Consider the following 13,006-nt stretch of genomic DNA (forward strand, 5'->3'; position numbering starts at 1 on the left):
AAACTGGAGACGCTCAGATGTTTTGTTTTGACAAGGAAAATGATATGGGAAAATTTGTGCCATTTATCGTGAGATCGGAAGATGCTCAGAGAATTGATGTGAAGATCAGACGCATGAATCGATCCGACGCAAAACAAACAGAAAAGGAACCGGTATGGCAGACAAGCTGGATGTCTGATTATATGCAGGATGCAGCCTTCGAGAAGTATGCATTGAAAACGGCCGAAGGCGAACTGGTTGCACTTGCGGCTTATGAAATATTGGAAAATGATGTCATGGTCCATATCACATACATTGAGAGTCAGCCGGAAAGCAACCCGACAATTGTAGGAAGAACTAAAAAATATCAGGGAATCGGTCGTGTCCTTATCGCGTATGGCATTAAGCTTTCGATTGATCATGAATGTGGTGGAACGGTTACGTTTGAAGCAAAAGTCCCAGAACTGGCAGAACATTATGTCCGAGATTATGGAGCAAGTCCCCTGCCAAGTTTTGGCGGCGCACCTCGATATGAACTTTCGGGGGAAGCCGCGATGAAGGTTTTTGTGACCTATTTGAAATGAGGTGTTGTTTGATGGAGGCAAAGGAATATTTTGTGCGAGATACGGAGCGCGATGCCTTTTACCGCACGTTTTATCAGGTCTGCCGCCGGTTCAATGTCACCTGGTCTACAGCCACGCCGAAGGAGAAGGCTTTTGTTGAAGAAGTGACCCGTGTAGAATATGAACATGATAAAGCGCGCCGCAACGGTGTTCCTATCAGTACAGTAAGACCGCTTTTTGGTGATACAGCGTGTTGAAAGACCGACCTTTCAAATGTTTGTCGCTGCTCGATATGCGACTGATAAATAGTCGAGTGCAAATGTTTAGCCCCATTCTTTTGGATGGGGCACATAATATCGACAGGACTCCCCGCACCTCTCACGCAAGTGATGTGTCCCATGGGGAGACATTTTTTGCCCGCTAAAAAACGGTGACACGCTGCAATTTTGCAGATGCCACCGTTTTCTTGTTTATCTGCGGAGGAGCCAGTCGTAATCCTGCCGACAGTCTACCACATAATCGGCATAGACCGTGCTTTCCATGATTTGGAAAATGAGCATGTACCGCTTTTCGAATAAGATAAAGCGGTATGTGTTTCGTGGGATATAATCCCCGGTCAGCCATGGGCAGCGCTGGGGCATGAATTCCAGCGAGTTGGCAGCCTTTTCAAACTCGGCGGTCAAGCGCTGCGCAGCGGCTGTGCTGGCCTGTGCCAGAAAGGCGGCGTGGGAAACAAGCATCTGCGCCGCCCGTGCCGAGACGACCACGCGGTATTTTTTATTCTGCTGTTCCATCGCCGACTGCCTCCCGGATGGCGCTGCGCATCATAGAAGTGACCTCGCCAACGGAATAGCCTTCGCTTCCGCGCAGGCGGTCTTCCTCCACCGAGAGCAGTTCTTCGCGTAGCTTCAGCATTTTTTCACGGCGGTTATAGGTTTCGATATCCATAACAACGAGATCACCTTCGCCGTTTTTGGTGAGAAAAATCGGTTCGGCGGTCTTCCGACATAAATCGGCAATCTCGTTGTAGTTCTGGCGGATCGCCGCAGAGGGACGGATATTCATAAAAGCACCTCCTGCCTTAACACGGTAAGATATAGTAATATTCTGATTTTATTATATCTGTATTGTACAATAATGTCAACGCGGAAAAGAAATTCCTGCACTTTTCAGGGCGCGGCAAAAAGCGCCCGCCGCTTTCCTTTTTTCTTTCATCGTGCTACAATAAAAGAGAATTTTTGCAGACAGGAGAAGCCGATGGAAGAAACAACCCGCAAACAGATCGTTCTGGGCATCCTGGCCCATGTGGACTCCGGCAAGACCACCCTCTCGGAGGCCATGCTCTACCGCGCCGGTGCCATCCGCAAGCTGGGCCGCGTGGACCACAAGGACGCCTTTCTGGATACCGACGCGCTGGAAAAGGCGCGCGGCATCACCATTTTTTCCAAGCAGGCGCTGCTGACGGCGGGCCGCACGGACATCACCCTGCTGGACACCCCCGGCCATGTGGATTTCTCCACCGAGACCGAGCGCACCCTGCAGGTGCTGGACTACGCGGTGCTGGTGGTCAGCGCCACCGACGGTGTGCAGAGCCACACCGAGACGCTCTGGCGGCTGCTGCGGCGCTACCGGGTGCCCACGTTCGTGTTCGTGAACAAGACCGACCTGCCCGGCCTGCGCCGGGAAGAACTGCTGGCCCAGCTGAACCGGCGGCTGGGGGAGGGCTTCGTGGATTTCGGCGCGGCACAGCCCGCCCGGGACGAGGCGCTGGCCCTGTGCGACGAGCAGCTCATGGAAAAGCAGCTGGAAGCCGGGCAGCTGACCGATGCCGACATTATGCCCGCTGTGGCGCGGCGGCATGTGTTCCCGTGCTGGTTCGGCGCGGCGCTGCGTCTGGACGGCGTGGACGAGTTTCTGGCCGGGCTGGACCGCTTCACCCGCCCGGCCCCGGCGCTGGATGCCTTTGGTGCCCGGGTGTTCAAGGTCTCGCAGGACGAGCAGGGCGCGCGGCTGACCTGGCTGCGGGTCACCGGCGGGGAACTGAAGGTGAAAGCCCAGCTCACCGGCGAAGTGGACGGCACCCCCTGGGCCGAAAAGGCCAACCAGCTGCGGCTGTACTCCGGTGCAAAGTATACGCTGGCCGAACGCATCGGCCCGGGGCAGGTGTGCGCCGTCACCGGCCTGACCCAGGCACGCCCGGGCGAGGGCCTTGGTGCCGAGCGGGACAGTGACCTGCCCGTGCTGGAGCCGGTGCTTAGTTACCAGGTGCTGCTGCCGGAGGGGGCCGACGTGCACGCCGCTCTGGGCCAGCTGCACCGGCTGGAGGAGGAGGAACCCCAGCTGCACGTTGTGTGGAACGAGACGCTGGGTGAGATTCACGTCCAGCTCATGGGCGAGGTGCAGCTGGAAGTGCTGCGCAGCCTGCTGGCCCAGCGCTTCGGGCTGAACGTGGAGTTCGGCCCCGGGGGCATCCTTTATAAGGAGACCATCACCGAGCCCATGGAGGGCGTGGGCCACTACGAACCCCTGCGCCACTACGCCGAGGTGCATCTGCTGCTGGAACCCCTGCCCCGGGGCAGCGGGCTGCAGTTTGCCGCCGACTGCCGCGAGGAAGTGCTGGACAAGAACTGGCAGCGCCTTGTGCTGACCCACCTGGAAGAAAAGCAGCATGTGGGCGTGCTGACCGGCGCACCGCTCACTGATATGAAAATTACCCTCATCGCGGGCCGGGCACACCTCAAGCACACCGAAGGCGGCGACTTCCGGCAGGCCACCTACCGCGCGGTGCGGCAGGGCCTGATGCTGGCAAAGTGCCAGCTGCTGGAGCCGTGGTACGCTTTCCGGCTGGAGGTGCCCGCCGAGAACATCGGCCGCGCCATGACCGACATCCAGCGCATGGAGGGCAGCTTCGACCCGCCCGAAAGCGGGGAGGACACCGCTGTGCTCACCGGCTTTGCACCGGTGGCCGCCATGCGCAGCTACCCCATGGAGGTGGTCAGCTACACCCGGGGCCGGGGCCGTGTGAGTCTGACGCTGGACGGCTACCGCCCCTGCCACAACGCGCAGGAGGTGATCGAGGCCAGCGGCTACGAGCCGGAGCACGACCTCGACAACCCCGCCGACTCGGTGTTCTGCGCCCACGGGGCCGGGTTCGTGGTGCCGTGGAACGAGGTGCGCAGCCATATGCATGTGGAAAGCGGCTGGGGCAAGGCGAAGCCCGCCCGGCCGGAAGCGCCTGCCGCCCCGCAGCGCCGGGCCGCCGCCTACCGCGCCACGCTGGAAGAAGACGCCGAGCTGCTCAAGATTTTTGAGCGTACCTACGGGCCCATCAAGCGGGACCCGCTGGCGGCCTTCCGCCCGGTGCAAAAGCGCGAGCGCCCGGATTTTGCCGCCGAGCAGTGGACCCTCGCGCCGGAGTATCTGCTGGTGGACGGCTACAACATCATCTTTGCGTGGGACGAGCTGAACGCCCTCGCGAAGGAGAGCCTCGATCTTGCCCGCCACAAGCTGATGGACATTCTGTGCAACTATCAGGGCTACCAGAAGTGCAACCTCATCCTCGTGTTCGACGCCTACCGCGTGCCGGGCAGCCCGGGCAGCATCGAGCAGTACCACAACATCCATGTGGTGTACACCAAGGAAGCCGAGACCGCTGACATGTTCATTGAGCACGTCACCCACGAGATCGGCAAGAACCGCCGCGTCCGCGTGGCCACCTCGGACGGCATGGAGCAGATCATCATCCTGGGCCACGGGGCCCTGCGCGTCTCGGCCCGGATGTTCCACGAGGAAGTGCAGAACGTGGAAAAGCAGATACGGCAATTGGTGCAGGGCGAAGTGTGAGAAAAGATGCCGTTTCCCGTTACGACCCCACCCGTGAAAAGGCGTTTGGAGCGGCCCGCAGGCCGCGACAAACGCGAATATAAAAAAGAAAATTCCGCTGATATGGCTAGAGCGAAGCGGAAGCCATTTTAAATCGTGGAGGAGTGCCTATGGCAGTGGAGATCACCGAAGAATTTGTCTGGCAGAACATCCCGCGCCGCGCCCGCGACAGCCACAAAGGCACCTTCGGCACCGTGCTGGCGGTGGCGGGCAGTGCCTATTACCGCGGGGCGGCGCTGCTGGCCGCCGAGGGTGCCTTGCGCACCGGGGCCGGCATCGTGACGCTGGCCAGCGTGGAACCGGTGTTGGCCGCCGCCGTGGCCCGCACGCCGGAGTGCTGCCTGTGCCCCTGCATCGCGGGTGCCGAGGGCGGCATCTCGCCGGAGAGCATCCCGCGCATCCAGCGCCAGAAGGCCACGGTGCTGCTGCTGGGGCCCGGCCTCGGCGGGGCGGCTCAGAGCGCGGCCCGCGCGGCCGAGACGCGCGCGCTGGTGCAGACCCTTCTGCCTGCCTTTGCGGGCAGCGCCGTGCTGGACGCCGACGGCCTGAACGCCGCCGCGCAGCTGCTGGCGGCAGGGGAAGCCTTCCCACACCCGGCGGGGGAGCTGATCGTCACCCCGCACCCCGGCGAGATGGCCCGGCTGACCGGGCTTTCGGCGGCACAGATCAACGCCGACCGGGAAGAAACTGCACGCACCTATGCGCAGAAATGGAATGCCGTGGTGGTGCTGAAGGGCAGCCGCACCGTGGTGGCCGCGCCGGATGGCCGGGCGTGCGTGAACCCCACCGGCAACCCCGGCCTTGCCCGGGGCGGCAGCGGGGATGTGCTTTCCGGCATGACGGCGGCGCTGCTGGCCTGCGGCCTGCCCGCCTTTGAAGCCGCCGCCTGCGCGGTGTACCTGCACGGTGCCGCCGCCGACCGCACTGCGGCAGTTCTGGGCGAATATGGGATGCTGCCCCACGACATCCTGCCGCAGCTGGGCCGGATATTTGCAGAGCATCAGAGATAAAAAACGGACTGCCGCATGTTTTTTGTGCGGCAGTCCGTTTTTGTCTGCGTATTTCCCGGGCAAAGGCGGCTTACATCGCCAGCACTTCGGCCCACTTTTCCTCGGCCACCGGGATACCGAGTTCCATGTTCTCTTTGCGGCTGCGGTGCTCGCCCATGCCGGGGCAGCGCACCTCGCGGCCCGGCTCGGCGGGCTCGCTGGCGGCCACGTCGGCGGCGATGGCGTCAATGACGGCGTCGGTCAGGTCAGCCGACTGGAACTTTGCCGGGTCGATGGCGATCATGATCTGGGTCAGGCCCACTTCGTCGCCAAAGGTGCCCACCTTCGCCACCGAGTTTGCGCCGGTGAGGATGGTGCCGATCATGTCCAGCAGGATGGAAAGGCCGCTGCCCTTCCAGTAGCCGATGGGCACCATGCGGTGGGTCTTTTCAATGGCGGCAGGGTCGGTGGTGAGCTGGCCGTTCTCGTCGTAGCCGCCCGCCACCGGCAGCTGTTTGCCTGCCAGACGCAGGGTCTCCAGCTTGCCGTAGCTGAACTGGCTCAGGGCGCAGTCCACCATGATGTGTTCGCCGCTGGCGCGCGGCACGGCGAGGATGAGCGGGTTGTTGCCGATGCGGCTGTCCTTCGCGCCCCATGCGGGCATGTTGGGGCAGGTGTTGGACCAGCAGATGCCGATGCAGCCCGCGTCCGCCGCCTGCCAGCCGTAGGTGCCGCCGCGCATCCAGTGGTTGTTGTTGCCCAGCGCCACCATGCCGATGCCGAACTGATGGGCCAGCTCCACGGCGCGGGCCATGGCGTGGCGGGCGTTCAGCGGGCCGAAGCCGCGCTGGCCGTCCCAGCGCTCCATGGCACCGAAGCTGGCAGTACACACGGCCTCGGCGGCGGGGTCGATCTCGCCCTTGCGCAGGTATTCCACCACCCGGGGGAAGCGGTTCAGCCCGTGGCTGAACACGCCCGCCAGGCTGTTCTGGGCAAAAATTTCGGCGGCTTCGTGGGCACGCTCCGGGCTGAAGCCGTATTTCTTCAGCACGCGCTCAAACTCGGCCAGCATGGTTTCATAAGGTACTCGCATGGGTGCAACCTTCCGTTGTTTCAGCTGTTTTGCCCGGTGCGCACGGCACAGCGGGCGACGCTTTCATTATAGCAAGCAGCCCCGGGCGGCGCAAGGGCAGAAGGGTGGGCGAGAGCGCTAAAAAATCCGTGCGGAATTTGTAGAAAAGTGACATTGCAAAAGAAAAGATAAACTGATATATTAGCCTTGAATCGTCTGCCGAGGGGCAGAACAGCATGAAACGCGGAAAAGAGGAAAAACGATGCAGATCAGCATTCTATTGGCCCAGCAGATCACACAGCTGTTTTTGATCCTGCTCATGGGTTACGCCGTGGTGAAGACCGGGCTGCTGAAAGCCAGCGACAGCAAAGTGGTCTCGGTGCTCATGGTGTATCTGGTGTGCCCCTGCATGATCCTGAACGCGTTCCAGATCGACGATACGCCCGAGATCCGCAGGGGCCTTGTTTACGCCATGGCCGTTGCGGCGGCGATGCATGTGGTGCTGCTGGCCATGACAGCGCTGCTGCGCCGCCCGCTGAAGCTGGACGTGATCGAGCAGGTGAACACCATCTACAGCAATGCGGGTGCGCTGGTCATCCCGCTGGTGCAGGCGCTGCTGGGCAGTGAGTATGTCATCTATTCCTGCGCGTTCATCATCGTGCAGACGGTGCTCATCTGGACCCACGCCAATGCCTGCCTGCAGGGCAGCTTTTCCTTTGAGTGGAAAAAGCTGCTGGAAAACCCGAACATCCTGGCCATTCTGGCCGGTGCTGCCATGTATCTGCTGAACCTGCGCCTGCCCGCGCTGCTGCAGAGCCCGGTGAGCAGCATGGGCAGCATGGTGGGCCCCATCGGGATGCTGCTGGCCGGCATGGCCATCGCGGACAGCCCGCTGCGCAGGGTGTTCTGCACAAAGCGCAACTATCTGGTGGCGTTCCTGCGGCTGCTGGCCTGCCCGTTCGTCATCCTGCTGCTGCTGTGGGCCTGCCATGCGCAGACCTTTGTGGCGGACGGCAAGAACATCCTCATGACGGTGTATCTGGCGGCCATCACGCCCGCCTGCACCACCACCACCTCCATGGCCCAGCTGTACGACCGCGACGCGGCCCACTCCAGCGCACTGTATGTGGTGACGACCCTGCTTTCCATCCTGTCGATGCCGGTGATGATCGGCCTGTTCGACACCCTGCTGTAACCCCCGCACAGAAATTTTTTGACAGAAAACGACGCCCGGCGGCTGGTTTGGGATCAGCCTGCCGGGCGTTTTTGCGATCGGGCGGGGGAGGCGGGCAGCCGCGCCGGGAAACGCATTTTTACAAGTTGAGGTAAAAACAAAGCAGCACGCGATCCGGGTGGCCGCAAAACAAAAAAGACACCACACATTTCTGTGCAGTGTCTTAGGTCTGGTGGAGAATACCGGGATCGAACCGGTGACCTCTTGCATGCCATGCAAGCGCTCTCCCGAACCACCTTGAAACGCACCCCCAGAAAAGCGTGTGTGAATGGGTATGATTTGGCGTTAATACGCCAAATTCGGTTGAAAAGTGTTTTTCTGTCCAACAATCAGCATAGCTGCATGAGAACAATTTAGGCACAGAATTCATTTGGCTGTATTTTACAGTCGGATTTACCTGCTGTCAAGATGTTTCATATCATTCATGCCGCTAAAGTGAGTCAATACTCTTCTATTTCAAATTACATAGCGCAATTTCGACCGCCAAAATCGAAGTTGCGCTTTTTTCATTCCTCAATAAATTTTTTCACCGGAGGTTTTTTACAATGTTTATATCTCATTGTTGCTTTCAGCCCTTGACACAACCGTATGACCCTTGACTACTTTTACGGACAGGCCGGAGAACTCTTTTCGTTCTTCCGCATTCCAAAGGCTCTTTTTCAGGAGCAGCGGTTTCAAGATCTGTCAACCGATGCCAAAACCCTGTACGGCATCCTGCTGGACCGCATGAGCCTGTCTGTGAAAAATGGCTGGCTGGACGAGCAGAACCGGGTGTTCATCATCTTCACGATAGAGGATGTCAAGAGGACTTTGTGTTGCGCAGACAACAAAGCGACCAAGCTGCTCCGGGAACTTGAAAAGTTTGGTCTGATTGAACGAAAACGCCGAGGGCAGGGAAAGCCAAGTTTGGTGTATGTGAAGAACTTTTCGGCAGAATCTTCAAAAGAGCGTGTCAAGAATCGTGATAATGACGATTCTTGTGGCTTCAAAATCGCGTGTCAAGACCCTGCAAAATCACGATGTAATAAGACTAAAGAGAATGATACTGAAATGAGTGAGACGGATCCTTTCTATTCTGAAGAATCGGAGGGGATGAGCAAACGCAACCAACTGGAAGAATATTTTTCGCAGTCTTTAGAGGTGGATTTATTGCTTCGGCTCTGCCCGGATGATGAGGATACCATCTATCAAATCGTGAATTTGCTGGTGGATACCTGTGCCACCAACCGCAAGCTGCTACACATCGCCGGAGACGATAAGCCTGCCGAGGTGGTGCGTAGCCGCTTTATGAAGCTAAACGCCGACCATATCCGTTTTGTGCTGAAGTGCCTTGCAGAGAACAGCAGCCCAATCCGAAACATGAAACAATATCTGCTCGCTTCTCTGTACAACGCACCCACCACGATGCAGCTTTCCTACCAGAACCAAACCAACCACGACTTAGCGATGCGGGGGTGATGAAAATTTCAAAGAAAGCAACCACGATTGCCATCGTCAACCAGAAAGGCGGCACTGGCAAGACCACTACTTGCGAAAATCTGGGCATTGGGCTGGCGATGGAGGGCAAGAAAGTCCTGTTGGTAGACGCTGACCCGCAGGGCAGCTTGACCATCAGCATGGGCTGGCAGCAGCCCGATGAATTGCCCACCACCCTTTCCACCCTGATGGCAAAAGCCATGAATGACCAGAGCATTCCGCCCGGTGAAGGCATCCTGCACCATGCAGAGGGCGTTGACCTGATCCCTGCCAACATTGAACTGGCAGGGCTGGAAGTTTCCCTTGTCAACTGCATGAACCGGGAAAAGATGCTGAAACAGGTGCTGGACAGTGCAAAGCACGACTATGATTTCATTCTGCTGGATTGCACTCCTTCCCTTGGGATGCTGACCGTCAATGCCTTGGCAGCAGCAGACACCACTCTAATTCCCGTGCAGGCGCAGTACCTGTCCGCGAAAGGCTTGGAACAGCTTTTACAGACCGTCCAAAAGGTCCGGCGGCAGATCAACCCGAAGCTGAAAATTGAGGGCATTCTGCTGACTATGACAGATAGCCGCACCAACTATGGGCAGCAGATCGACAACCTGATTCGGGGTGCTTACGGCAGCAAGATCAAGGTGTTCGACCAGACCATTCCCCGGTCTGTCCGCGCTGCGGAGATCAGTGCCGTGGGTAAGAGCATTTTCCAGCACGACCCCAAAGGCAAGGTGGCAGAAGCCTATAAATCTCTGACCGAGGAGGTGATGGCGAATGCCGAAAGGCAGCTTAAACGTGTCGCTGAAAGGGGCAGATGATATTTTCTCCACAGAAGAATCCCGGCAGGAGCAGCAGCGAGAGCAGGTGCAGCAGATTCCCATCGGGGAGCTGTTCCCTTTCAAGAATCATCCATTTAAGGTTTTGGATGATGAATCCATGCAGCGCACGGTGGAAAGCGTGGAACAGTACGGCGTGCTTTCTCCGCTGATTGCCCGCCCTCGCCCGGAGGGTGGCTATGAGATCATCTCCGGGCACCGCCGTCAGCACGCTGCACAGCTTGCCGGGCTGGAAACCCTGCCGGTCATTGTCCGCAATATGGATGATGATGCCGCCGTTTTGCTCATGGTGGATAGCAATCTCCAACGTGAGAATATCCTGCCCAGTGAAAGGGCTTTCGCCTACAAAATGAAGCTGGAAGCCCTAAAAAATCAAGGTGCTAGGTCGGATTTAACTTCGTCCCAAATTGGGACGAAGTTGCGAGCGGATGAAAAAGTGGCGCAGGATTTAGGTGAAAGTCGCAACCAAGTCCAGCGTTTTATCCGCCTGACCAACCTTATCCCGGAACTGCTGGACATGGTGGACGAAAAGAAAATTGCCTTCAATCCCGCTGTGGAGTTGTCCTATCTGGACGAAAGCCAACAGCGGGATTTTTTTAGAAGCGATGAACGACACCCAGAATGCACCATCTTTATCCCAAGCGCAGCGGCTTAAAAAGCTGGCGCAGGAAGGGCACTTCTCGTATGACGTTGCCTTTGCGGTCATGGGAGAAGAGAAAAAGGACGAGCTGGACAAGGTTGTCATCAAAAACGACACCCTGCGGAAATATTTCCCGCGCAGCTTCACCCCGAAGCAGATGGAGGACACTATCATCAAGCTGCTTGAACAGTGGCAACGCAAACAGCAACGGCAGAATGAACGCTGACTTATACCGTAACGAAAGACCCGATGGGGTCTTTTCTTTTGCAATCAAAAGGAGAAAAGCCTATGAAAAACAACGCTACCTGTACCATCCGCTCCGAGGAGATCACCATTGACGTGCGTATCTGCGCTGCACTGGCGGCAAACCGGGGCGGCGAGGTCTACCTCGCAGCCATTGCCCCGGATATGGAACTGACCGTCATCACGCTGGACGAGGCTCACGACATCCTGCCCTGCTTTGACGAGGACGATGCCTGCTTGAACCTTCCCAACACCTCGCTGCTGCTCTGCTACAATCCGGCGCAGGTGCTGAAAATGGGCGGCAAGCACTACCTGACCGGCCCGGTGATTCTGGTCCGCACCAACATGGACGGCGAGGTCATCTCGCTGACCATTGATGAGGTCTACCTGTTCCAGAAGTATCTGGCAAGCCACAGCATCACCCTGATGGCAGACGACCAGAAGTTGCCCTGCATCTGCATCGACTGAGGTGTGCTATGCTGAACTTTTTTATCGGTTTCGCATTTTTTGAAGCGGGTGCCATTTTCGGTTTCTTCGCAGCGGCTCTGCTGAACGCCGCCCATGTCGGGCAGGAGAGCACCATCTTTGAGGAGAATGATAATGGAACAGAATGAAAATACCCTTTCGGTGCTGAAAATTGCGCCGGGACAGTATCCGCAGCAGGTCGAGATTGACAACAACCTGAAAGCCTTGCAGGAGGCGGTGGGCGGCACGATTGCTGCTGTTTACCCCTTTGCAGACCCGGTGGCTATCATCTGCAATGACGATGGTAAGCTCATGGGACTGCCGTTGAACCGTGCCCTGCGGGACGAGGACGTGCAGATGTACGATGCCGTTGCCGGAGACTTTCTGGTAGTGGGTCTGGGCGAGGAGGATTTCGCATCCCTGACCCCGGAACTGGCGCAGAAGTACGAGCAGCTTTTTCATCAGCCGGAAGCCTTTCTGAAACTGGGCAACCATCTGCTGGTGCTGCCGGTGCCGGATGAACCTCCCGCAGAAAAGCCCCGCACTAAGCCCCCGGCAGAGCATGACCGCTAAAATCACCCTGCTGCACGGGAGGTGATGGCAGTGCAGGAAGAAATCGAACAGAAGTCATTCAACATTATGATCTCCACCACAAAGCTGTCCGCCCGGACTGTCCTCCGGGCGGTAAAGGCGGCGTTTCAGCTGTACCAGTCCAAGGCATCCCAAGGTAAGCAAAGCGTCCGCACCCTTCTGCGGCAAAACCGGGGTGTGTCCGGCGTGGAGATCAGCAAGACCGGCATCCGTGGTCTGGAACGCTATGCCAAAAAGTACGGCATCGACTACGCTATCCGCAAGGACAGCTCTGAAATGCCGCCCCGGTATCTGGTCTTTTTCAAAGCCCCGGACGCAGAAGCATTCAACTCGGCGTTCAAGGAGTATTCGGCATCCCTGCTGAACAAGGACAAACGCCCCTCGGTGCTGGCAAAACTGCATGAACTGGTGCAGGCAGCAGCAGAACTCCCCGGCAAAGTCCGGCACAAGGAACAGGAGCGTGGACTGTGACCACGAAAAAGCTGACAAAGCTACTGGCACTGTATCTGCCTTATATTTTGCTGGGACTGGCGGCAACGAACTTCGGTGAAGCGTGGCGGCTTGCGGAGGGCAAAGAACTGGGCGATAAGATCATGTCCATGATGGGCACTATCCCGCTGGCATTTGCGAACCCGCTGCCCAGCTTGCATCCGCTGGATCTGCTGGTGGGCTTGTGCTGCGGCGCAGGGCTGCGGCTGGCGGTTTATTTGCGTGGTAAAAACGCCAAGAAGTACCGCCACGGCATGGAGTATGGCTCTGCCCGGTGGGGCACCCCCAAGGACATTGAGCCGTTCATGGCTCCGAAGTTTGAGGACAATATCATTCTGACCAAAACAGAGCGCCTGATGATGTCCAACCGTCCGCCTGACCCCAAGAATGCCCGGAACAAAAATGTGCTGGTGGTGGGCGGCTCCGGCAGCGGCAAGACCCGGTTTTGGCTGAAACCGAACCTGCTTCAATGCCACAGTTCCTATGTGGTCACTGACCCGAAGGGTTATAATTATCGAGGATAAAGCAAAGATGCGTTTACAAAATCAGA

At 58.1% G+C, this 13,006-nt stretch carries 14 protein-coding genes and 2 pseudogenes; 13 read left to right on the plus strand and 3 right to left on the minus strand.

The features are described 5' to 3' along the window. The first annotated feature begins 17 nt into the window (after window positions 1–17). Both CGS49_RS10450 and CGS49_RS14040 read left to right on the plus strand, forming a co-directional pair. Window positions 18–563 carry a hypothetical protein gene (locus tag CGS49_RS10450; protein ID WP_097801763.1) on the plus strand — a complete coding sequence of 182 codons (546 nt, stop codon included), beginning with the start codon at window positions 18–20 and terminating at the stop codon, window positions 561–563. Between the two features lie 11 nt (window positions 564–574). After that, entirely contained in the window at window positions 575–799 is a 225-nt protein-coding gene (locus tag CGS49_RS14040) for a hypothetical protein (RefSeq protein WP_143405851.1), read from the plus strand. 213 nt (window positions 800–1,012) lie between these two features. On the opposite strand, the gene CGS49_RS10455 is transcribed toward CGS49_RS14040, so the two are convergent. Together CGS49_RS10455 and CGS49_RS10460 are read right to left on the minus strand one after the other, a co-directional pair. After that, complete coding sequence (locus CGS49_RS10455; protein WP_097801764.1) at window positions 1,013–1,336, minus strand: type II toxin-antitoxin system RelE/ParE family toxin; 324 nt, start codon at window positions 1,334–1,336, stop codon at window positions 1,013–1,015. Then, on the minus strand, window positions 1,320–1,607 hold the full coding sequence (locus tag CGS49_RS10460) for a type II toxin-antitoxin system Phd/YefM family antitoxin (RefSeq protein ID WP_097801765.1): 288 nt from the start codon (window positions 1,605–1,607) through the stop codon (window positions 1,320–1,322). The genes CGS49_RS10455 and CGS49_RS10460 overlap by 17 nt, the downstream gene beginning before the upstream one ends. 192 nt (window positions 1,608–1,799) lie before the next feature. On the opposite strand from CGS49_RS10460, the gene CGS49_RS10465 reads away from it, so the two are divergent. Together CGS49_RS10465 and CGS49_RS10470 are read left to right on the plus strand one after the other, a co-directional pair. Further along, window positions 1,800–4,385, plus strand: coding sequence for a translation factor GTPase family protein (locus CGS49_RS10465; protein WP_097801766.1), 2,586 nt, complete (start codon window positions 1,800–1,802; stop codon window positions 4,383–4,385). Between the two features lie 149 nt (window positions 4,386–4,534). After that, window positions 4,535–5,434, plus strand: coding sequence for an NAD(P)H-hydrate dehydratase (locus CGS49_RS10470; RefSeq protein WP_097801767.1), 900 nt, complete (start codon window positions 4,535–4,537; stop codon window positions 5,432–5,434). 70 nt (window positions 5,435–5,504) lie between these two features. Here the strand turns inward: CGS49_RS10470 and yiaK are convergent, their stop codons facing one another. After that, a complete protein-coding gene (gene yiaK / locus CGS49_RS10475; RefSeq protein ID WP_097801768.1) occupies window positions 5,505–6,506 on the minus strand; it encodes a 3-dehydro-L-gulonate 2-dehydrogenase in 1,002 nt (333 codons plus the stop codon). A gap of 241 nt (window positions 6,507–6,747) precedes the next feature. On the opposite strand from yiaK, the gene CGS49_RS10480 reads away from it, so the two are divergent. The 9 genes and pseudogenes from CGS49_RS10480 to CGS49_RS10520 all read left to right on the plus strand — a co-directional run. After that, window positions 6,748–7,680 carry an AEC family transporter gene (locus CGS49_RS10480; RefSeq protein WP_097801769.1) on the plus strand — a complete coding sequence of 311 codons (933 nt, stop codon included), beginning with the start codon at window positions 6,748–6,750 and terminating at the stop codon, window positions 7,678–7,680. A 627-nt stretch (window positions 7,681–8,307) separates the two neighbouring features. Continuing rightward, window positions 8,308–9,177, plus strand: coding sequence for a replication initiator protein A (locus CGS49_RS10490; RefSeq protein ID WP_097801770.1), 870 nt, complete (start codon window positions 8,308–8,310; stop codon window positions 9,175–9,177). Continuing rightward, window positions 9,177–10,010 (plus strand): ParA family protein, encoded by an 834-nt coding sequence (locus CGS49_RS10495; RefSeq protein WP_097770932.1) that lies wholly within the window; start codon window positions 9,177–9,179, stop codon window positions 10,008–10,010. Before CGS49_RS10490 ends, CGS49_RS10495 begins: the two co-directional genes overlap by 1 nt. After that, a pseudogene (locus CGS49_RS10500) lies at window positions 9,967–10,894 on the plus strand (ParB/RepB/Spo0J family partition protein). Before CGS49_RS10495 ends, CGS49_RS10500 begins: the two are co-directional and overlap by 44 nt. A gap of 62 nt (window positions 10,895–10,956) precedes the next feature. Then, window positions 10,957–11,379, plus strand: coding sequence for a hypothetical protein (locus CGS49_RS10505; RefSeq protein ID WP_097801771.1), 423 nt, complete (start codon window positions 10,957–10,959; stop codon window positions 11,377–11,379). 8 nt (window positions 11,380–11,387) lie between these two features. Further along, a complete protein-coding gene (locus CGS49_RS14230) occupies window positions 11,388–11,525 on the plus strand; it encodes a hypothetical protein (protein ID WP_179859068.1) in 138 nt (45 codons plus the stop codon). Further along, window positions 11,512–11,949, plus strand: coding sequence for a DUF3846 domain-containing protein (locus CGS49_RS10510; protein ID WP_097801772.1), 438 nt, complete (start codon window positions 11,512–11,514; stop codon window positions 11,947–11,949). Before CGS49_RS14230 ends, CGS49_RS10510 begins: the two co-directional genes overlap by 14 nt. A gap of 24 nt (window positions 11,950–11,973) precedes the next feature. After that, entirely contained in the window at window positions 11,974–12,438 is a 465-nt protein-coding gene (locus tag CGS49_RS10515; protein WP_097801773.1) for a PcfB family protein, read from the plus strand. Then, a pseudogene (locus CGS49_RS10520) lies at window positions 12,435–12,962 on the plus strand (type IV secretory system conjugative DNA transfer family protein); the annotation flags it as partial. The gene CGS49_RS10515 and the pseudogene CGS49_RS10520, both read left to right, overlap by 4 nt. Window positions 12,963–13,006 lie beyond the last annotated feature (44 nt).

The organism is Faecalibacterium langellae (assembly GCF_002549775.1).
GTDB classification, from domain to species: Bacteria; Bacillota; Clostridia; order Oscillospirales; family Ruminococcaceae; genus Faecalibacterium; species Faecalibacterium langellae.